The 19,906-nt window shown below is 60.7% G+C and carries 17 protein-coding genes and 1 tRNA gene; 13 read left to right on the forward strand and 5 right to left on the reverse strand.

Annotated features, from left to right (window positions below):
• The first annotated feature begins 139 nt into the window (after nt 1–139).
• Nucleotides 140–1,024, forward strand: a complete 885-nt coding sequence (locus tag EYC79_RS11820) for a DMT family transporter (RefSeq protein WP_130978121.1) — start codon at nt 140–142, stop codon at nt 1,022–1,024.
• Here EYC79_RS11820 and EYC79_RS11825 read toward each other — a convergent pair.
• Entirely contained in the window at nt 1,019–2,107 is a 1,089-nt protein-coding gene (locus EYC79_RS11825) for an ornithine cyclodeaminase (RefSeq protein WP_130978122.1), read from the reverse strand. The genes EYC79_RS11820 and EYC79_RS11825 overlap by 6 nt on opposite strands.
• A 13-nt stretch (nt 2,108–2,120) precedes the next feature.
• Nucleotides 2,121–3,041: an arginase gene (rocF, locus tag EYC79_RS11830; RefSeq protein ID WP_130978302.1), complete on the reverse strand. Its 921-nt coding sequence runs from the start codon at nt 3,039–3,041 to the stop codon at nt 2,121–2,123.
• A 129-nt stretch (nt 3,042–3,170) separates the two neighbouring features.
• On the opposite strand from rocF, the gene EYC79_RS11835 reads away from it, so the two are divergent.
• Both EYC79_RS11835 and EYC79_RS11840 read left to right on the forward strand, forming a co-directional pair.
• Nucleotides 3,171–3,608, forward strand: a complete 438-nt coding sequence (locus EYC79_RS11835) for an Lrp/AsnC family transcriptional regulator (protein WP_130978123.1) — start codon at nt 3,171–3,173, stop codon at nt 3,606–3,608.
• 108 nt (nt 3,609–3,716) lie between these two features.
• Nucleotides 3,717–3,790 (forward strand) — tRNA-Gln (locus EYC79_RS11840).
• A 646-nt stretch (nt 3,791–4,436) separates the two neighbouring features.
• Here EYC79_RS11840 and EYC79_RS11850 read toward each other — a convergent pair.
• A complete protein-coding gene (locus tag EYC79_RS11850) occupies nt 4,437–5,324 on the reverse strand; it encodes a GNAT family N-acetyltransferase (protein WP_165457034.1) in 888 nt (295 codons plus the stop codon).
• Nucleotides 5,325–5,560: 236 nt separating this feature from the next.
• Here EYC79_RS11850 and argE point away from each other — a divergent pair, with 236 nt between their 5' ends.
• From argE to EYC79_RS11880, 6 genes are all read left to right on the forward strand, one after another.
• Nucleotides 5,561–6,685: an acetylornithine deacetylase gene (argE, locus tag EYC79_RS11855; protein ID WP_130978125.1), complete on the forward strand. Its 1,125-nt coding sequence runs from the start codon at nt 5,561–5,563 to the stop codon at nt 6,683–6,685.
• 12 nt (nt 6,686–6,697) lie between these two features.
• The gene (locus EYC79_RS11860; RefSeq protein ID WP_130978126.1) at nt 6,698–7,621 is read left to right on the forward strand and encodes a 2-hydroxyacid dehydrogenase; all 924 of its coding nucleotides are present in this window, start codon (nt 6,698–6,700) and stop codon (nt 7,619–7,621) included.
• Between the two features lie 25 nt (nt 7,622–7,646).
• Nucleotides 7,647–8,000, forward strand: coding sequence for a cupin domain-containing protein (locus tag EYC79_RS11865; RefSeq protein ID WP_062423758.1), 354 nt, complete (start codon nt 7,647–7,649; stop codon nt 7,998–8,000).
• A gap of 164 nt (nt 8,001–8,164) precedes the next feature.
• Nucleotides 8,165–9,628 (forward strand): aldehyde dehydrogenase family protein, encoded by a 1,464-nt coding sequence (locus EYC79_RS11870; RefSeq protein WP_130978127.1) that lies wholly within the window; start codon nt 8,165–8,167, stop codon nt 9,626–9,628.
• Between the two features lie 10 nt (nt 9,629–9,638).
• Nucleotides 9,639–10,688: a tartrate dehydrogenase gene (locus EYC79_RS11875; protein ID WP_130978128.1), complete on the forward strand. Its 1,050-nt coding sequence runs from the start codon at nt 9,639–9,641 to the stop codon at nt 10,686–10,688.
• 9 nt (nt 10,689–10,697) lie between these two features.
• A complete protein-coding gene (locus tag EYC79_RS11880; protein ID WP_130978129.1) occupies nt 10,698–12,155 on the forward strand; it encodes an NAD-dependent succinate-semialdehyde dehydrogenase in 1,458 nt (485 codons plus the stop codon).
• 245 nt (nt 12,156–12,400) lie between these two features.
• Here the strand turns inward: EYC79_RS11880 and EYC79_RS11885 are convergent, their stop codons facing one another.
• Together EYC79_RS11885 and EYC79_RS11890 are read right to left on the reverse strand one after the other, a co-directional pair.
• Complete coding sequence (locus EYC79_RS11885) at nt 12,401–13,675, reverse strand: NAD(P)/FAD-dependent oxidoreductase (RefSeq protein WP_130978130.1); 1,275 nt, start codon at nt 13,673–13,675, stop codon at nt 12,401–12,403.
• Between the two features lie 42 nt (nt 13,676–13,717).
• On the reverse strand, nt 13,718–14,386 hold the full coding sequence (locus EYC79_RS11890; RefSeq protein ID WP_113175859.1) for a haloacid dehalogenase type II: 669 nt from the start codon (nt 14,384–14,386) through the stop codon (nt 13,718–13,720).
• Nucleotides 14,387–14,690: 304 nt separating this feature from the next.
• On the opposite strand from EYC79_RS11890, the gene EYC79_RS11895 reads away from it, so the two are divergent.
• From EYC79_RS11895 to EYC79_RS11910, 4 genes are all read left to right on the forward strand, one after another.
• Nucleotides 14,691–15,533 (forward strand): GNAT family N-acetyltransferase, encoded by an 843-nt coding sequence (locus EYC79_RS11895; RefSeq protein ID WP_418122597.1) that lies wholly within the window; start codon nt 14,691–14,693, stop codon nt 15,531–15,533.
• A 51-nt stretch (nt 15,534–15,584) separates the two neighbouring features.
• Nucleotides 15,585–16,958, forward strand: coding sequence for an aspartate aminotransferase family protein (locus tag EYC79_RS11900; RefSeq protein ID WP_130978131.1), 1,374 nt, complete (start codon nt 15,585–15,587; stop codon nt 16,956–16,958).
• 213 nt (nt 16,959–17,171) lie between these two features.
• Entirely contained in the window at nt 17,172–18,773 is a 1,602-nt protein-coding gene (locus EYC79_RS11905; protein ID WP_130978132.1) for an ABC transporter substrate-binding protein, read from the forward strand.
• A 201-nt stretch (nt 18,774–18,974) separates the two neighbouring features.
• Complete coding sequence (locus tag EYC79_RS11910) at nt 18,975–19,904, forward strand: ABC transporter permease (RefSeq protein WP_376782286.1); 930 nt, start codon at nt 18,975–18,977, stop codon at nt 19,902–19,904.
• Nucleotides 19,905–19,906 lie beyond the last annotated feature (2 nt).

Below are 19,906 nucleotides of genomic sequence, written 5' to 3' on the forward strand. Positions count from 1 at the left end.
GGCATGCGAGGCATATAAATTGGTGAAGGGAACGGAAGAGATTTGATCCGGCCTTTCGCTTCCCCCATTTTTCGCTAGATTGTTAGGTGATCAGACTATCGGCATATCCTCCCTCCCGCCGATATGCCGAGAGAGAGCGATGCCCAGCCAGTCAACCGGACTTCTTTACGCCCTTGGGGCGTTTTCGATATTTGCCGTGCAGGATGGCATTTCCAAGCATCTCGGCCAGTACTACCCGCCCGTCTTCGTCGTGATGCTACGCTATTGGGCCTTTGCGGTCTTCGCCGTGATTCTGGCCGCACGCTCTCACGATGGCCTGATGGCCACGATGCGCTCCAAGCGGCTGTTGCTGCAGATCAGCCGTGGCGTGCTGCTTGCCGCGCAGATCGTTCTGTCCATTTTCTCGTTCAAGCTCGTGGGCCTGGCGCACACGCATTCCATCTTCGCCTGCATCCCGTTGATCGTCGCAGCACTTTCCGTGCCGATGCTGGGCGAAAAGGTCGGCTGGCGGCGCTGGTGCGCCATTCTGGTCGGCTTCATCGGCGTGCTGATCATCATCAACCCCGGCGAAACGGGCTTCGATCTGACCTTCCTGTTGACCTTCGTCGCCGCCTTCATGCTGGCGCTCTATGGCGTGATGACCAGGCTTGCCAGCCGCACGGATACGGCCATGACCAGCTTCTTTTACACCGGCGTTGCTGGCGCCGCAGCGCTGACGCTGGTCGGTCCTTTTTACTGGGTGAACATGGCCCCGCATGACTGGCTGTGGATGGTTGCGCTCTGCATCACCGGCATGAGCGGCCATTACCTTTTGATCCGCGCTTTCGAACTGGCGGATGCGGCCTCGGTGCAGCCCTTCTCTTACTATCAGCTCGTGCTGGTCTCGATCGTCGGCGTCACGATCTATGGGGAAGTGCTGACCGCCCATATGGTTTTCGGCGCGGCGATCGTGATTGCAGCCGGCCTCTTCACCATTTGGCGCGAGCAACTGACCGCCAGAAGACGCCGACTTCAAGGACTATGAAAGCGCAGGCTGCTTCTGTGTGTCGGCAGCGGACATCGCCGCCTCGCATCGAAGCAACATGCCATAAAGATCGCGCGGCTCGTCGGGATCGGCGAGAAGATCGAGTTCTTCGAACAGACCCGTTTCCATCAGCTTGGAACGCACATAGCGCAGCGCTGAAAAATCCTCGATGGCAAAGCCGACACTGTCGAATAGCGTGATCTGCCGCTCGCTCGTGCGACCCACCGTCTTGCCCGCCATGACCTGCCACAGCTCGACGACCGGATGATCGGCATCCAGCTGCTGGATCTCCCCTTCGATACGGGTCTGCGGCGGGTATTCGACGAAGATATCCGAGCGCAGCAGGATATCGCGGTGCAGTTCCGTCTTGCCGGGGCAATCGCCACCAATCGCATTGATGTGGACGCCTGGGCCAACCATGTTGTCGGTCAGGATCGTGGCATATTGCTTGTCTGCGGTAACGGTGGTGATGATGTCTGCACCTTCGACAGCCTGCTCGGCGCTGTCGCATATCGTGATCGAAAAACCGAGCCCGCGTAAGTTTGCCTCGCATTTGCGGCTCGCTCCCGGGTCGATATCGTAAAGCCGCAAGTGATCGACGCCGAGAATTGCCTTGAAAGCGCGGGCCTGGAACTCGCTCTGCGCACCATTGCCGATGATCGCCATGGAACGTGCATCCGCCCGCGCCAGGTGTTTTGCCGCAACGGCAGAGGTGGCGGCGGTTCTAAGTGCTGTCAGGATCGTCATTTCGGACAGCAGCATCGGGTAGCCATTGCCGACATCGGATAGGACGCCGAATGCCGTCACCGTTTGCCGGCCGTCGCGCGTATTTTTGGGATGCCCGTTGACATATTTGAAGCCGTAAAGCGTGCCGTCACTCGTCGGCATCAACTCGATCACCCCTTCCTGCGAGTGGGAGGCCACCCGCGGCGTCTTGTCGAAGGACTCCCAGCGCAGAAAATCCTCTTCGATCACGTCGGCCAGTTCACGCAGGAAAGTGTCGATGCCAACCTTCAGCACCAGCTTCATCATATGATCGACGCTGACGAAGGGAACGATATTCAGTTTCGCAATGGCTGTCATGGTAAGTTCCCCCTCAACCTGCTCGTGTCGGACGGTCGAGAACGCGCTTGCCCATCAGGCTTGCGGTCAGATCTACCATCAGGGTCGCGGTGCGCCCACGTTCATCCAGAAACGGGTTCAACTCCACCAGATCGAGGCTGCTGACGAGACCGCTGTCATGCAGCATCTCCATCACCAGATGCGCCTCACGGAAAGAGGCGCCGCCCGGCACCGTCGTACCGACCGCGGGCGCAATCGACGGATCAAGAAAATCGACATCGAAGCTGACATGCAGCAACCCATTGGCAGCCTCGACCTTCGCCAGGAACGCCCGCAGCAGTGCGGCCACGCCATGCTCATCGATCATGCGCATGTCATGCACGGTGATCCCGGAATCCTTTAGCGCCGCACGCTCTGCCGGATCGACGCTTCGAATACCGATCATGCAGACATTGTTCGGATCGACGGGATGTGCGAGCGGCGGGAAGTAACCTGCAAAGCCATGTCTCCCTGTGTAATAGGCGACCGGCGTGCCATGCAAATTGCCGCTCTTCGTCGTCTCAAGCGTGTGAAAATCAGTGTGCGCGTCCAGCCAAAGCACGAAAAGTGGTCGCCCCTGCTCGGCAGCCCGGCGCGACAGCCCGGCAACCGTGCCGGCGGAGAGAGCGTGGTCTCCGCCAAGGAAGATCGGCATGGCATTCGCACTTTCGAGATACGCTGTCTCGATCAAGGCCTCGGTCCAGGCGACCGTTTCGGGAAGGTGATGCACCGCGGCGTTCGGATGCTGGAGATCGCGAAAAGGCGCCGGCGACACATTACCGAGATCGCTGACATGATGTCCCAGCTCTTCAAGCGCCACCTTCAGCCCCGCGACCCGAAGAGCGCTGGGCCCCATCTCGCATCCGAGCTGCCCTGCCCCGATCTGTAGCGGAACACCGATCAACTTGCAGTCCATCATGTCATCTCCAGTTCCCAATTTTTGATCATGAAACCACATTAAGATGGCAGATTGAATAGTACCGATTGGCAAGTTTCCTGATCAGGCTTATCATTCTGATCAATAGTCCTGCCAAAATGGTTTGCCATGGATCAACTTGACGAAAAGCTCATCACGCTTCTGCGCCACAACGGACGACGAAGCATATCGGATCTGGCAATTGAAACCGGCGCCTCCCGCGCTACGATCCGCACGCGCATGGAAAAACTGGAGCAAAACGGCACAATCATCGGCTACACCGTCATCCTGCGCGCCGACGCAGTGGAAAACGCAATACGCGGCACCATGATGATCGAGATCGAAGGCCACGTCACCGACCGCGTTATCCGCGCCCTCGGCGGCATTTCGGAGGTCTCCGAAATCCACTCCACCAACGGCCGCTGGGACCTGATCGTCGAACTGAGCGCCGCAACGCTCACCGAATTCGACGCAGTTCTCCGCCGCATCCGCCTCGTCCCCGGCATCACCGGCAGCGAAACCAGCCTGATCCTCTCGACACAGAGATCCACCAAAGCAAGGCTTTGACCCGAACCGAAAAACAAGCTTTGAAAAAATGCATTTTTCAGCTTGCATAGCCGACCAAATCATCTATATGACGACCCACCAAACGAAAGCGCCCGGCGCTTCTCGGATTGGGGAATAGTTCAATGGTAGAACAGCGGACTCTGACTCCGTCGATCTTGGTTCGAATCCAGGTTCCCCAGCCAATTCTCCGTAAATACCCTTAATTCCTTGATTTTCCAGTCGTGCCGGATATCGTTTTGGCATATTTGGCGACCTGATGCCCGGAACTGGCGCCAAGATGATGTCCATTCGACATAGGCTGAGGTTCATCTAACGCTAAGGCATGGTCAGTTCGTCACGAGCTTGAGAATCTTATGCGCAGGGAAAACATCTTTTATTGGCGAGCGCGCGTCCCAACAGCATTCGTTCTCCGCTTGCCCGGCAGGCGGTCTTCATTCAGCCCTCACCGTCAGGATCACAGAACGGCAGAGATCGCCAGGCGTAAGCTCAGTACGCGGCTGGCCGAACTAAAAACGCATCCGATAGAAAAGATGTCTGAGCGGCAGCTTCAGAAACTCAGAGCCCGCGCTGGCACCGAAACACTTCCACAGCCGCATCGACAAGGAGCGCTCCTCGCTTCCCTGGCAGGACCCCATAGCGCACCGCTTGAGGATGAGCGCTGTAGGCCAGAACTCCCTCCCATCGCTGAGAAACACTTCGAGTAATCGTCCTCGTAGACGATCCATATCGTCGACGGGTGCGCGCCTTTTGGAAAAGGATGCAAAGGTCATTGCTGAACGAAGAACAGTCATCACGATGGGTGAACTGCCGGCGAGGCCAGTCCCACCTCTAGCCGAGCGTCTGGCTGACGAGCGAATATGTGACAGGTGCATTCGCGTCACCGCAGGCGAAGTCCTTTAGCGTCTTGCCGTGCGACATTGTCAACACGGTATCGAACACCGAAAGCCCGCAGCGCGATACGACGGCTGCAAAATCGCCCGTCTCGAAATGGGTGTCGAGGCGGAGGAAACCGCCCTCGTGATCGCGGATATGCGGTGAGACCACTGCAATGGCGTCCTCGTCGGTCGCGGCGACAATGGGACCTACGACATGGCCACGCCCGAAGCGGCGGCAAAGTGCGAAGGCAGCAAGACGACCGTCACGGAAAACGCCGTAGCCGCGCGAAAGCTGGAAGAGTTTTCCCATGAGAGCTGACCGCCCGACGCCGAAGGCGACGGCATCCAGTGCGGTCACCGCAGTGAGATCATCATCCGTGAGTGGGCGCATTTCGCCGGAAACGGGATCTCCGGCGTGGGGCCCCGTGACGATGCCCTGACACTGATAGACCGTCTTCTCCGGGCGAAAACCCAGCGAAAGGTAAAGCCGCTGGGCGGCTCGTGTGGCATTGAGACGCAGATTGACGCCTTCAAGGTCCTTCAGCGCATATTCCATCAGCCAGAGACCCGTGCCCTGCGTCTGCAGGCGCGGCGAGGTGATGACCATGCCGATGGTAGCAAGTTCGGCCGACTGTCGAAACCACATGGCCGAACTCATGATACGGCCGATGTCGTCAAAGGCCACGACGCCCTTCCCGACCTCGCACAGGAATTGCCAGTCGACGCCCCGGTGCGGCCAACCCACGGAAATCGATAGCGCATGAAGCTGGTCAAGGTCGGCAGCGGCGACATCGCCGACCCGCATTGCAAAGGCGTCAATCTGAAGGCTTTCGCGCGGCATAACTGTCTTGGTCACCGATCAATCCTAGAAATGTTTGCGGTTCCTTTGCTGCGACAATGACGGGCAGCAGAACCAGCATAGCGCGGCGTCGCCGCAGATTTTGCTCGAAAATTCATACAAAGCGCAACATTCGGCCGAATGAACCGCAGGTTCGGCATCGAATCCCGCTCGAAACAACCATCCTGAAAACCTGCAGGACCATGTCACAAACGGCCGGAGGCCGCACCGGGGAATTCATGAACGCCACCGAAATTCTGGAAAAGCTGGTGTCATTCGACAGCGTCGTCGGTCGACCTAACGGCGCCATCGTCTCATGGATCTGCGACTACCTCGCCGCCCACGGTATCGAAGCACAGGTCATTGCCGGCCCTGAAGGCGATCGCAGTAATCTCTTCGCCACCATCGGACCGGCAGATGCAGGAGGCTATATCCTCTCCGGTCACATGGATGTCGTGCCGGCAGACGTCAGCGAATGGACCTCCAGCCCGTTTAGCCTCCGCCGTGAGGGCGATAAGCTTTTCGGGCGAGGCACCACGGACATGAAAGGCTACCTCGCCGCCGCACTTGCTGCCGTGCCCGAGCTTGCCGGGGCGAAGCTCAGGCGCCCGATCCATCTGGCCTTTTCCTATGACGAGGAAGCCGGCTGCCGAGGCGTGCCGCATCTGATCGCCCGCCTGCCGGCGCTCTGTGCGCCGCCTCAAGGCGCGATCATCGGCGAGCCGAGCAACATGCGCGCCGTGCTCGCCCATAAGGGCAAGGCGGCGGTGCGGGTCACGATCCGCGGTAGAGCCGGCCATTCCTCGCGCCCCGACCTTGGGCTTAATGCGATCCACGCGATGGCGGGCGTGCTCAATTCGGCGATCGGGGAAGCGACGCGCCTGACGCAAGGCCCGTTCGACACAGCTTTCGAGCCAGCCTATTCGTCGCTGCAGGCCGGCGTGATTTCCGGCGGCAAGGCGATCAATATCGTGCCGGACCTCTGCACGCTGGAGCTGGAGGCGCGGGCCATTTCCGGCATCGATCCCAGCGCTCTGCTGTGGCCGATCCGCGAGACGGCGGAGGGGTTGCGCGCAGCGGGCTTTGCAGTCGAGTGGGACGAAATGAGCGCCTATCCGGCGCTGGCGCTGTCGGCGCAGAGCCCGCTTGTCCATCTCGTTGCGGACCTGACTGGCAAGACCCCGCTCAGCGCGGTGAGCTATGGTACCGAAGCCGGTCTCTATCAGGCCGCCGGCATAGACGCGTTGATCTGCGGTCCCGGCGATATCAGCCGCGCTCACAAGCCGGACGAATTCATCCTGGAGAGCGAACTCGTCGCCTGCCAGCGCTTCATCGAAGCGCTCGGCGCTCACTGCGCGGTATAAGGACAAACTTCAATGACCTTTCTCTTCAATTCCGATGCGCGCCGTGGTGCAATTTTTGCCGATGCCTTCGCGAAGGCCCTGCCCGGTCTACCCTTCAGTATGGATGCAACACAGGTCGATCCGGACGCGGTGCGCTATCTCATCACCTGGACGGCGCCAGCCGATCTGGCGCGTTACCGCAATCTCGAAATCCTCTTTTCGATCGGCGCTGGCGTCGATCAGCTCAATCTGGCGGCCATTCCCGACCATGTGAAGGTCGTGCGCATGGTCGAGGACGGGACCGTGCGGATGATGCAGGAATATGTGCTGCTTGCCACGCTTGCCTTGCATCGCAATCTGCCCGCCTATCTCCACCAGCAGCGGCAGGGCATCTGGTCGCCCATGCCGCAAAAGCAGGCGGAGCAACGACGTATCGGCGTTCTTGGGCTCGGCATGCTGGCCCAGGCGGTTCTCGACCGGCTGAAGCCACTCGGTTTTCCGCTTGCCGGCTGGAGCCGCAGCCCGCGCGACCTCAATGGCGTCACCTGCCATCACGGCGAGGCCGGACTTCGCGCCATGCTGTCCGCGACCGACATTCTCGTCTGCCTGCTGCCGCTGACGCCGGAAACACGCGGCTTTCTCGACCGCGATCTTTTCGCCGCACTGCCGCAGGGTGCGGCGCTCGTCCATGTCGGACGCGGGCCGCAACTCGATCAGGCCGCATTGCTCGAAGCGCTCGACAGCGGGCACCTCTCGTCCGCCATGATCGACGTCACCGATCCGGAGCCGCTGCCGGCAGAGCATGCCTTCTGGACCCATCCGAAGATCATTCTCACCCCGCATATCGCCAGCGTCACCCAGCCGGAAAGTGCGGCCCAAGCTGTCATCGAAAATATCCGGCTGCATCTGTCCGGCCGCGACCCTATCGGCCTTGTCGACCGCACACGCGGCTATTGAACGGTAACCCCTCGAAAGGAACGCCATGTCTCTTCTCAAAACACTCGATCCGAACCCGACCTCACCCCCACGCGAATCCGGCCCGATGCCGGAGCGGCTGATTGCCGGTGCGCCCGCCTTCAAGACCTGGGCCATGGATGAGGCAAAGGACGGTCTTGTTCTTTCCGGCGTCTGGGAAGCGACGCCCGGCGAAACGAAGTCGATCAAGGGCGAGGTCTTCGAATTCTGCCACATCCTCTCAGGCGTTGTTGAAATCACGCCCGATGGCGGTGATCCTGTCATCTACAAGGCCGGCGATAGCTTCGTCATGAAGCCGGGCTTTGTCGGCGTCTGGAAGACGATCGAGACGGTGCGCAAGATCTATGTAGTCGTCAACTGAGGCGGCAGTTTCTCCGCCGGAATATCGCGCGGGTGGCACGGCAAAAGATTTGTCTGCAACCCCCTTCGAAAACGCAAGAAACGTCGGAGGAGCGGGGCTCGCGCAACCATTCGTGCTCGCCATTCCCTGTTAGTGTCCTGACGAGACTGAAAGGACCCGCCCTCATGAGCCCGAGCTTCGACCCAGATACGCTTGCCCTGCCGATCGGCCATTTCATCGGCGGCGCGCTGATCGAAGCAAAAGACGGGCTCGACATGCACCGCCCCTCGGACAGCAAGGCTTATGCACATTGCCCCATCGCCGATGCCGATCTGGTAGACCACGCGGTCGAGAACGCCAAGGCGGCGCTGAAATCCAGCAATTGGGGTGGCGTTCGCCCCCGCGAGCGCACCAAGGCGCTTCAGGCCTGGGCAGACCTGATCGAGGCCGAAGCCGAGACGCTGGCGAAGATCGAGGCGCTGTCCTCGACGCGGCCCGTCAGCCAGCTCGTCCTCGGCGATATCGCCGTAACCGCCGAGCAGATCCGTTTCTTTGCCGAATTTGCCGACAAGGAAGGCAGCGATGTCGTTCCAACCGACGACCAGACCTTCGGCATGACAATCAGCGAGCCCTATGGTGTCGTCGGCGCGATCACGCCTTGGAACTTTCCCATTTCCATGGCCGGATGGAAACTCGGACCGGCTCTTGCCGCCGGCAATGCGGTCGTTATCAAGCCCTCCGAAATGACGCCGTTTTCAACCGTCTACATGGCGCAACTGGCGATCAAAGCCGGCATTCCGGAGGGCCTCGTCAATGTTGTTCTCGGCGATGGCCTGACGACCGGCAATGCGCTGACGGGCCACGCTGATATCGCCAAGGTGAGCTTCACCGGCTCGACGCGCGCGGGCTCGGCCATCATGGGAAACATTGCCCGCACCGGCGTCAAGCCGATGACGCTGGAGCTGGGCGGCAAGAGCCCGCAGATCGTCTTCGCCGATGCAGATCTCGACAAGGCCGCCGCTGCGATTGCCGGCAGCGTCATCTTCAATGCCGGCCAGGCCTGTGTCGCTGGCACGCGGCTGATCGTTGAGAAATGCATCGCCGACCAACTCATTGCCTCGATCATCCTCCGCATGCAAGCCGCGCGTCCCGGCCCCACCTGGGACGCGGCCACACAGTATTCCCCGATCATTTCCGAGGGCCAACGCGGCCGTATCGCCAGCATCGTTGACGCAGCGAAAGCGGCCGGTGGCGAATGCCTCACGGGCGGCGACGACATGGAAGGCGCGGGCTATTTCTACGCGCCGACACTGATCGCTGGGGTAACCCAGGATAATCCGGCCATTGTTGAGGAAATCTTCGGACCCGTTCTGACCGTCCAGACCTTCGAGACGGAAGAGGAAGCGCTCGCTCTTTCGACCCACCCGGTCTACGGGCTTGCGTCCGGTCTTTTCACCTCCGACCTCTCCCGTACCCTGCGCTTTGCCCGCGCATTGGAGGCTGGCACGGTTTGGGTCAATCGCTACAGCCGCTCGCGCGACCACATCCTTCCCACTGGCGGCTACAAGCGTTCCGGCATCGGTAAGGACCTCGGCCGCGAGGCCTATGAGGCCAATCGCAAGACGAAAAGCGTCTTGATCAGTCTTTGAGGATAAGCAGATGAAAACCCACGAGATTGCCTTGATCCCTGGCGACGGCATCGGCAGCGATGTCACCGACGCCGCCTGGAGCGTGCTTCAGAAGGCGGCCGCACAGTCCGGCTGCGCGCTTTCCGGCACAGAATTCCCCTGGTCCTGCGCCTTCTATAAAGAAACCGGCAGGATGATGCCGGAAGACGGGATCGAGACGCTACGCAGCTTCGACGCCATTCTTCTCGGCGCCGTCGGGTGGCCGGCGGAGGTGCCGGATGCCGTTTCGCTACACGGACTGCTGCTGCCCATCCGCAAGGCCTTCGTGCAATATGCCAATATCCGACCGCACCGGTTGCTGCCCGGTGTGCAGGGCCCGCTGAAGGCGGAAGGCTTCGACATTCTCTGCATTCGCGAGAATACCGAGGGCGAATATTCGGGCGCCGGAGGGCGCGTCCATCAGGGGCTCGACAATGAAGTCGCCGTGGAAACCTCGATCTTCACCCGCAAGGGCGTCGAACGCATCATCCGCTTTGGCTTCGAACAGGCACGCGCGCGCCGCGGCAAGCTTGCTTCGGTCACCAAATCCAATGCGCAGAAATATTCCATGGTCTTCTGGGACGAGATCACCAAGGCACTCGCAGCCGAATATCCCGACGTCGAGGTCACGAGCTACCATGTCGATGCGCTTGCCGCGCGCATGGTGATGGCGCCGGAAAGCCTCGACGTTATCGTCGCATCTAACCTCTTCGGCGATATCCTCACCGATCTTGGTGCCGCCATTCAGGGCGGGCTCGGCTTTGCCGCCTCCGCCAATATCAACCCGGACCGCTCCGCCCCATCCATGTTCGAGCCCGTCCATGGCTCAGCCCCGGACATTGCCGGCAAGGGAATCGCAAACCCCATGGCCACGATCTGGTCCGGCGCGATGATGCTTGATCATCTGGGCGAAAAGGACGCCGCCGCCCGCGTGATGGCGGCGCTTTCCGCTGTCACCGCAAAGGGCATCGGCACGGTTGCGGGCAAGGACTCGACCGACACGATTACCGCTGCGGTCATCGCAGCACTCACCTCTGAATAGGACAAAGCAATGCTGAACCTCAAGGACCCGAGCCTTCTCCGCCAGGCCGGCCTCATCAACGGCGAATGGACTGCCGCCTGCTCGGGCAAGACCATCAATGTCATCGATCCGGCAACGCAGGGCACCATCGGCACCGTACCGGACATGGGCGGCGAGGAAACCCGTGCAGCCATCGTCGCGGCAGAGGCCGCCTTCAAGACCTGGAAGGCAAAGACGAATGCCGAGCGCGCGCTGATCATCGAAAAGTGGTTCGATCTGATGATCGAAAACCTCGAGGATCTGGCGCTGATCCTGACCTCCGAACAAGGCAAGCCATTGGACGAGGCGCGCGGTGAAATCCGCTATGGCGCCTCCTTCGTCAAATGGTTTGCCGAGGAAGCCCGCCGCATCAACGGCCACACGATCCCGGCGCCGTCGCGCGACCGCCGCATCATCGTCTTGAAGGAGGCGGTCGGCGTCTGCGGCATCATTACGCCCTGGAACTTCCCCAATGCGATGATCACCCGCAAAGTGGCACCGGCGCTCGCCGCAGGCTGCACGGTCGTCATCAAGCCCTCCGAATTCACCCCCTATTCGGCGCTGGCGCTCGGCGTGCTCGCCGAACGCGCTGGCATTCCGGCAGGCGTGATCAATATCGTCACCGGAATGCCCACCAAGATCGGCAACGAATTGATGGCCAGCGAGACGGTGCGCAAGATTTCCTTCACCGGTTCGACCCGCGTCGGCTCGCTGCTGATGCGCGGGGCGGCCGACAGCGTCAAGCGGCTTAGCCTCGAGCTTGGCGGCAATGCACCCTTTATCGTCTTCGACGATGCCGATCTCGACCTTGCCATTGAAGGCGCGCTTGCGTCCAAATTCCGCAATGGCGGCCAAACCTGCGTCTGCGCCAACCGCATTCTCGTGCAGTCGGGCGTCTACGACGCCTTCGCTGCCAAGCTGAAGGCCCGCGTCGATGCGATGAAGGTGGGTCCGGGAACAGAAGCCGGCGTCTCTATCGGGCCGATGATCAATGCCGCCGCCATCGACAAGATTAAACGCCATGTCGCGGACGCGCTTTCAAAGGGTGCAAAGATCATCACCGAAACGCCTGCCATGCCGAACGGCGGCCAGTATACGGCCCCGCTCGTGCTCACGGGCGCGACGACCGACATGGAACTCGCAACCGAAGAGACCTTCGGACCCGTCGCGCCGCTCTTCCGCTTCGAGACGGAGGAAGAGGCGATCGCGATTGCCAACGGCACGCCCTTCGGTCTTGCCTCCTATTTCTACACCGAAAGCATGAAGCGCGCCTGGCGCGTCGGTGAAGCGCTGGAATTCGGCATGGTGGCGCTGAACACCGGCCTCATCTCCATGGAAGTTGCCCCCTTTGGCGGCGTCAAGCAATCCGGCCTCGGCCGCGAGGGCGCGCAAGTGGGCATCGAGGAATATCTGGAAACCAAGAGTTTCCATATGGGCGGGCTTGTGTAAGGAAAGACTGGGGCAGTCGGTAGGCTGCCCCTTTTTATTTGACTACGGCAAGCACGGTCGCGAAGGCGTATACCAAATCTCTCTGTCACGCCGGGCTTGACCCGGTCTCCAATGTGCGATTGTCCGTCGCGTTGCAGGCTGTCTATAAGCCGAAGAACTCGAGACCTTTTCAGCCCGCAGATGCGGGCTGACGACATCCTGGCTGGAGGCCGGATGACGGGAAGCGGGGATGCCCCGCCGATCGCTCACTGAAACCTGTCGAGCATCTTGTAATACTGCCCCACCAGCGGCAGGAACCAGGGTTTGCCGAAATGGCCGGGGACGGCGGGCCACGGGTAGTCGCGCATTGGGTTGCGGTCCGCCTTGCCAAGAATGGCGTCGGCCACCATCATGCCGACATGGGTGGAAAGCTGAGCACCGTGGCCGGAATAGCCCATGGCATACCAGAGACCGTCATGGAAGCCGGCGCGCGGGTAGCGGTCGGCCGTCATGTCGACGAGGCCACCCCAGCAGTAGTCGATCTCGACGCCCTTCAACTGCGGAAAGATGCGCTCCATGCTCTCGCGCAGGATCGCGCCGCTTTTCTCGTCCGAGCGCTGGTCCGAGGTCGCGGAGAAGCGTGCGCGTCCGCCAAAGATCAGGCGGTTGTCGGGTGCCAACCGCCAGTAATTGCCGATATTCATCGTGTTCACGCAGGTGCGGTTGCCGGGCATGACGGCGGCAACTTCAGTGTCCGTCAGCGGTCGCGTGGCAATCAGGAAGCTGCCGACGGCAATGATGCGGCGGCGGAACCAGGTGAAGTTCTGCGTCGTGTAAGCACCGGTCGCCATGACGACATTGGCAGCGGTGACGCTACCGTGCGACGTTTGCAGCGCATGTATCCCATTCGTCTCGCGATGTTCGGTAACGGTCGTGCCTTCAAAGATCGTTGCGCCGTGGCGCGCAGCGGCCGTCGCCAATCCTGCGACATAGCGGCCCATATGCATCATGGCGCTCTTCTTCGACAGCATCGCGCCATAAAAGGGGGAGCCGACTTCTTTCCTCAGCTCCGCCGGCGACAGCAGCGCGGTGTCCGGATCGCATTCCTTGTTCAGCGACTCGAAATTGCGGGCAATGGCCTCGAAATGCTTGGGCTTGGAGGCGAGCTTCAGCTTGCCGGAGCGGCGGAAATTGCAGTCGATGCCCTCTTCGGCGATGAGCGCCTCGATGGTATCGATGGAATCGTCCAGCGCATGATAGAGCGCGATGGCGCGCTCTTTGCCGAGTTCCGCCTTGGCACCGAGGTAGCTATGTGCGAGCCCGTTGTTCAGATGCCCGCCATTGCGGCCGGACGCACCGAAACCGATGCGTTCCGCCTCCAGCACGACGACCCTAGCCCCCGCGCGTGCCAGCTGCCGCGCGGCTGCGAGCCCCGTAAAGCCCGCGCCGATGACGGCAACATCGTAATGTCCGCTGACCGGGCCCTGAACCGCACCGGTGAAGACCGGCGCCGTGTCATGCCAATAGGAGACGAATTTCATCGGCCTTGCCTCTGCTTGCATTGATCTGCGGCTTAAGCCTGGTCAGAGACCCACAACACCGGGAAGACCGGAAATGTCGGCGATTTCGGTATAGCCGTAATAGGGGTTGGCCGGCTCGTGGCCGCGATTGACCCAGACCTTGTTCTTGATGCCGAGATCGTGCGCCGACATCAGGTCATAGCGGAAGGAAGAGGAGACGTGCAGCATGTCTTCCGGGCCGCAACCAAGCATGTCGAACATGTATTCGAACGCCTGGAAGCGCGGCTTGTAGGCCTGCGCCTGTTCGGCGGTATAGACCTTGTGGAACGGCGCGCCGAGCTTTTCGACATTCGACATGATCTGCGCGTTCATGGCGTTGGACAGAATGACGAGCGGAATTTCCTTCGCGACCTTGGCAAGCCCTGCGGGGACGTCCGCGTGCGGGCCCCAGGTCGGCACGCGCTCATAGACCATCTGCGCATCTTCATCCTTGAAGGTCACCCCATTGGCCTTGCAAGCACGCGACAGCGAATTGTGCACGACGTCCGCATATGGCTTCCAGGCGCCCATGATCTCGTCGAGGCGATAGGCGGAAAAGTTGCGGATGAACTTGTCCATGGCCTGCGCATCGAGACGGTCGCCATAAAGGTCGCGGGCGGCACCCGCCATGTCGAAATTGATCAGCGTGCCATAGCAGTCGAAGGAGATGTATTTCGGGCGGATGGGAGCCATGATGTTCTTCCTCTGGCTTTCATGTTTCGTTGCCCCGATCATAAGCCGGTTTATCCCACCTCGATTGCGTGAATTCACCCATGTGGGAAGCACAAAGTTTCTAATCTGCCGTCCCGTTTGGCACACTATTGCACGGCGGAGCTTTGCCGCGTCCCTTTCCGGCGCCCTGCAAACGTCGCTCTGACCGGGCCGCAGCATAAGATGCGGCGCCGGCATTGCGCTTCGGCGAAAGATAGTGTCGCGACCTTGCCATTCAGACGAATAGCGTTCGCGTCCTCGCCGACATTTCATATCAGGAAAAGGAATGACCATGCAGAACCAGATCGACATCGTCGCCTTCGGGCCTGAACACATCGACGGAGCCGTGGAGCTGTCGCGCGCAGAAAGCTGGCCACATCGCCGCGAGGATTGGCAGCTGGTGCAACAACTGAGTGCCGGAATTGCTGCCGTGGATGCAGACCGCCGCCTCACGGGGACGACCCTGTTGACGCCTTATGGTCAGGATTGCGCCACCATCAACATGGTGATCGTTGACAAATCAATGCGCGGACTGGGGGTAGGGCGCAAGCTCATGGAGCGCGCCATGGCGCTGGCCGAAGGCCGACCGCTGCGCCTCGTTGCCACGAAGGAAGGGCTGCCGCTTTATGAGAAGCTTGGTTTCGTGACCACTGGCGAGATTCGTCAGCATCAGGGCGAGGTTCGCCCCCTCGACCGGCCGGACGGTGTCGAGGACATGCAAGCCGGCGATCTGGGGTCGCTGAAGGCGCTCGACAGGGAAGCCTATGGCGCGGATCGATCTGCGCTGATTGACGCTCTCGTCCGACACGGCAAGATCGCGGTTATCCGCAAAGGGGAAACAATCGAGGCCTGGGCGGCGATCCGCCCCTTCGGCCGTGGCGAGGTCATCGGTCCGGTAATTGCACCCGACGCCAAGACCGCCTGCGCACTGATTGCCTTTCACGCCGCATCACGCCCGGGCGCGTTCCTGCGTGTCGATACCGGAAGCGAAACGGGCATTGCCCCCTGGCTTTCCGAAATCGGACTCCCCCATGTGGGTGGCGGCATCGCCATGCGTCGCCCATCCAAGGACAATGCCGAACAGGCCCGCCGCAAAGTCTATGCACTGGCCAATCAGGCGCTGGGCTGACGCTGAACCCGCACCCCGATCTGGCTCACGAACTCATACCGGAGACCACCCATGCTCGCCAACTCCCTGATCGAACTCGATCGCGCCCACCTGATCCACCCTGTCGCGTCCTATCGCGGCCACGAGCGGCAGGGTGTGCGCGTGCTCAAATCCGCCTTCGGCGCGACTGTCACCGAGGCCAACGGTCACCAATTGATCGACGGGTTCGCTGGGCTATGGTGCGTCAATGCCGGCTACGGCCATGAGAGCATTGTCGAGGCGGCGGCGAAGCAGTTGCGCGAATTGCCCTATGCGACCGGTTACTTCGACCTCGGTTCGGAACCGGCGATCCGGCTGGCGGCGGAACTTGCCGAGCGCGCGCCGGGCGATCTGAACCGCGTCTATTTTACCCTCGGCGGATCGGATGCCGTGGACTCCACCATTCGCTTCGTCCGCTATTACTGGAATGCGAAGGGTGAGCCGCAGCGCGATCAGTTCATCTCTATCCAGCAAGGCTATCACGGTTCGTCAACGGTCGGTGCAGGCTTGACCGCCCTTCCAGCCTTCCATGCCGGTTTCGGTCTGCCTTTTGACTGGCAGCACAAGATTCCCTCCCCCTACCCATACCGCAACCCGGTCGGCGAGGACGACGTTGCCATCACGGTGGCCTCTCTCGCCAGCCTGAAGGCCAAGATCGAGGAGATCGGCGCCGATCGCGTGGCAGCATTTTATGCCGAACCGATCCAGGGCTCCGGCGGGGTCATCGTCCCGCCAAAGGGTTGGATCAAGGCCATGCGCGATCTGTGCAAATCCTATGGCATTCTCTTTATCGCCGACGAAGTGATCACCGGCTTCGGCCGCACCGGCCCGCTTTTTGCCTGTGCCGATGAAGACATCGTGCCCGACATGATGACGGTCGCCAAAGGGCTTACCTCGGGCTATGTGCCGATGGGTGCCGTCTTCATGGCCGATCATGTCTATGACGTGATTGCCGACGGGGCCGGCGACGCGGCCGTCGGCCACGGCTTTACCTATTCCGCCCATCCGGTCAGCGCCGCCGTCGCGCTGGAAGTGCTCAAACTCTACGAAGGCGGGTTGCTGGAAAACGGCATCAAAGCTGGCGCGCGTCTGCTGGCGGGTCTCGAAAGCCTGCGTGATCACCCTCTGGTCGGCGATGTCCGTGGCCGCGGGATGCTCTATGGCGTCGAACTCGTGACGGACAAGGCGAAGAAGACACCGCTTCCGGCAGCTAGCCAGCCAGCACGCCGTATCTTCGACCGGGCCTGGGGGAACGGTCTCGTTATCCGCGCTTTCCCGCAGGGCGTACTGGGCTATGCGCCGCCGCTTTGCTGCACGGACTCCGATATCGACGCCATCGTCGAGCGCACCCGCAAAACGCTTGATGAGACTCTGCAGGACCCGGAAATCCGGCAGGCCATGGCCTGAGGAAAAGACGGGAGCCGGCGGCATTTCACCGAAATGTCGCAGGGGAAGAAAGTTCGCAATTTTATGCCGTGGCCGGAGGCCAAATCGGACGATACGCCCCGGCAGGCATGCGACACTGCTAAGTAGAAAAGGCCGGAGACGCCACTATCCAACCAGGTCGGAAAATCCGCACGAGACGGATACCCACCGAGAGCAAAGCAAAAGGGGAATGACATGACCGATACTGTGACCAACTGGACGAACCGTGACGCCGCACAAGTCGAGGACGCCATCCGCCGCGGCGCTTCCCGCCGTGATCTTCTGAAGCTGATGCTGGCAAGCGGCGTCGCCCTTTCCGCTGGTGGTGCCCTTCTCGGCCGCGCCGAGAGCGCCGTGGCCGCAACGCCGGTTTCCGGTGGACATATGAAAGTGGCCGGCGTTTCTTCTTCCAACGCCGACACGCTCGACCCCGCCAAGGCTTCGGTGGCGACGGACTATATACGCTGCTGCTCGCTCTACAATCGTCTGACCTTCATTGACTCGCACGGCGTTCCGCAGATGGAACTTGCCGAAAAGCTCGACACCAAGGATGCCAAGACCTGGACCGTAACGCTGCGCAAGGGCGTGACTTTCCATGACGGCAAGGCCTTGACTGCTGACGATGTGGTCTTCTCCCTGAAGCGCCATCTCGATCCGGCCGTCGGCTCCAAAGTCGCGAAGATCGCGGCCCAGATCTCCGAAGTTAAGGCCACTGATGCCGGCACGGTTGAAATCGTGCTGAAAGCGGCCAATGCCGACCTGCCTTATATCCTGGGGCTCCACCACTTCATGATCGTACAGGATGGCACGACTGATTTCTCGAAGGGCATCGGCACCGGCGCTTTCGCGCTCGAAACCTTCGAGCCCGGCGTTCGCTCCATCGTCAAGAAGAACAAGAACTACTGGAAGCCAGGCCTGCCGCATCTCGACAGCTTCGAATTCTTCGCAATCGGTGACGACAACGCCCGGGTTAACGCACTTCTGGCCGGTGACGTCCAGTTCGCCTATGCGATCAACCCACGTTCAGCGAAGCTGGTAGAAGCTCAGCAGGGCTTCCAGATTTCGAAGTCGACGTCCGGCAACTATACAAACCTCAATATCCGACTTGACATGAACAAGGCCGACTTCGTGACCGGCATGAAACACCTCGTCGACCGCGAGCAGATCGTAACGGCGGCACTGCGCGGTTTTGGCGAGGTTGGCAACGACCAGCCGATTTCCCCGGCCAACTTCTTTCATGATGCCAACCTCAAGCCGAAAGCCTTCGATCCCGACAAGGCAAAGCATTACTTCGAAAAAGCAGGCGTTCTCGGCCAGTCGATCCCGGTCATTGCCTCGGATGCCGCCAACAACTCGATCGACATGGCCATGATCATGCAGGCATCGGGCGCCGATATCGGCCTGAAACTCGATGTCCAGCGCGTGCCCGCCGACGGCTACTGGGACAAGTACTGGCTAAAGGCGCCGATCCACTTCGGCAATATCAACCCGCGCCCGACGCCCGATATCTACTTCTCGCTGCTCTATTCGTCCGACGCGCCATGGAACGAAAGCCAGTACAAGTCGCCAAAGTTCGATTCCATGCTGCTCGAAGCCCGCGGCATGCTGGACCAAAACAAGCGCCGCGAGATCTATAACGAGATGCAGACCATGATCGCCGACGAAGCCGGCACGATCATACCTGCCTACATTACCAATGCCGACGCCGTATCCTCCAAGGTCAAGGGCCTTGAGACCAACCCGCTCGGCGGTATGATGGGCTTCGCAATGGCCGAATATATCTGGCTGGAAGCTTGAGCGGAGCGATCCGTGTCCGGGAGCGTCAGCCCCGGACCCCACGGCCGTTTTCAGAATGCCCCTTGGAACCCGGTACGCAGGAATTTCTGCGCACCGGTGACAGATTGATCTTATTTCCTAGGGCTTTTGATAAAAATCGGCATTATTGCCATCATCATACAAAGCTGCCGGAGGTCTCTCGTGAACTCTGAAATCGCACGCATGGTTGCAAAGCGGCTCGTGATCGCCGTCATCACATTGCTCATCGTCTCTTTCGCGGTCTTCTTCGCAACCGCCATGCTGCCAGGCGACACGGCCTCGATTCTGCTTGGTCAGTCGGCAACGCCTGAGGCAGTCGCCGGGCTGCGCCAGGCCATGCATCTCGACGATCCTGCGATGCTGCGCTTCCTGCGCTGGGGGCTTGGCTTCCTCACCGGCGATCTTGGCAAGTCCTACGCCAACGATATGCCCATCTCGGTGCTTGTCAGCGGACGCTTCGTCAATACGATGCAGCTTGCTGGAATTACGGCGCTGATCTCCATTCCCTTCGCGCTGACGCTTGGCATCACTTCTGCAGTCATGCAGGGTTCGCTCTACGACCGCATCGTCACCATCGTCACCATCGGCGTGATTTCCGTTCCGGAATTCATGGTTGCCTCCACTGCCGTGCTCGTCTTCGCCGTCTATCTGAAATGGTTGCCTGCCATATCCCTGGTCAATGAGGTCCACTCGCTCTACGACCTGTTGCGCATGTATGCCATGCCGGTCATGACGTTGACCTTCGTCGTCTCGGCACAGATCATCCGCATGACGCGGGCGGCCGTGATCGAGACGCTATCGACTCCTTACGTCGAAATGGCACGGCTGAAAGGTGCCTCCCGCAGCCGCATCGTCCTTCGCCACGCGCTGCCCAACGCGCTTGGCCCCATCGTCAACGCGCTGGCGCTTTCGCTCTCCTATCTTATCGGCGGCGTCATCATCATCGAGACGATCTTCAACTATCCCGGCATTGCCAAGCTCATGGTCGATGCGGTCGCTACCCGCGACCTGCCGCTGATCCAGACCTGCGCAGTGATCTTTTGCGCCGGCTACCTGATCCTGATCACGATTGCCGACATCATCGCCATCATTTCCAATCCGAGGCTCCGCTGATG

This window comes from Agrobacterium cavarae (assembly GCF_004310285.1).
In the GTDB taxonomy this organism is placed as follows: domain Bacteria; phylum Pseudomonadota; class Alphaproteobacteria; order Rhizobiales; family Rhizobiaceae; genus Agrobacterium; species Agrobacterium cavarae.

Bases quoted from the DNA above. Each gene is read 5' to 3' on its own strand.
- EYC79_RS11910 (WP_376782286.1), top strand. From the start codon at position 18,975: ATGGTTGCAAAGCGGCTCGTGATCGCCGTCATCACATTGCTCATCGTC.
- EYC79_RS11825 (WP_130978122.1), bottom strand. From the start codon at position 2,107: ATGACAGCCATTGCGAAACTGAATATCGTTCCCTTCGTCAGCGTCGAT.
- EYC79_RS11870 (WP_130978127.1), top strand. From the start codon at position 8,165: ATGAGCCCGAGCTTCGACCCAGATACGCTTGCCCTGCCGATCGGCCAT.
- EYC79_RS11835 (WP_130978123.1), top strand. From the start codon at position 3,171: ATGGATCAACTTGACGAAAAGCTCATCACGCTTCTGCGCCACAACGGA.
- EYC79_RS11820 (WP_130978121.1), top strand. From the start codon at position 140: ATGCCCAGCCAGTCAACCGGACTTCTTTACGCCCTTGGGGCGTTTTCG.
- EYC79_RS11880 (WP_130978129.1), top strand. From the start codon at position 10,698: ATGCTGAACCTCAAGGACCCGAGCCTTCTCCGCCAGGCCGGCCTCATC.
- EYC79_RS11875 (WP_130978128.1), top strand. From the start codon at position 9,639: ATGAAAACCCACGAGATTGCCTTGATCCCTGGCGACGGCATCGGCAGC.
- EYC79_RS11865 (WP_062423758.1), top strand. From the start codon at position 7,647: ATGTCTCTTCTCAAAACACTCGATCCGAACCCGACCTCACCCCCACGC.
- EYC79_RS11885 (WP_130978130.1), bottom strand. From the start codon at position 13,675: ATGAAATTCGTCTCCTATTGGCATGACACGGCGCCGGTCTTCACCGGT.
- EYC79_RS11890 (WP_113175859.1), bottom strand. From the start codon at position 14,386: ATGGCTCCCATCCGCCCGAAATACATCTCCTTCGACTGCTATGGCACG.
- EYC79_RS11905 (WP_130978132.1), top strand. From the start codon at position 17,172: ATGACCGATACTGTGACCAACTGGACGAACCGTGACGCCGCACAAGTC.
- EYC79_RS11860 (WP_130978126.1), top strand. From the start codon at position 6,698: ATGACCTTTCTCTTCAATTCCGATGCGCGCCGTGGTGCAATTTTTGCC.
- EYC79_RS11850 (WP_165457034.1), bottom strand. From the start codon at position 5,324: ATGCCGCGCGAAAGCCTTCAGATTGACGCCTTTGCAATGCGGGTCGGC.
- argE (WP_130978125.1), top strand. From the start codon at position 5,561: ATGAACGCCACCGAAATTCTGGAAAAGCTGGTGTCATTCGACAGCGTC.
- rocF (WP_130978302.1), bottom strand. From the start codon at position 3,041: ATGGACTGCAAGTTGATCGGTGTTCCGCTACAGATCGGGGCAGGGCAG.
- EYC79_RS11900 (WP_130978131.1), top strand. From the start codon at position 15,585: ATGCTCGCCAACTCCCTGATCGAACTCGATCGCGCCCACCTGATCCAC.
- EYC79_RS11895 (WP_418122597.1), top strand. From the start codon at position 14,691: ATGACCATGCAGAACCAGATCGACATCGTCGCCTTCGGGCCTGAACAC.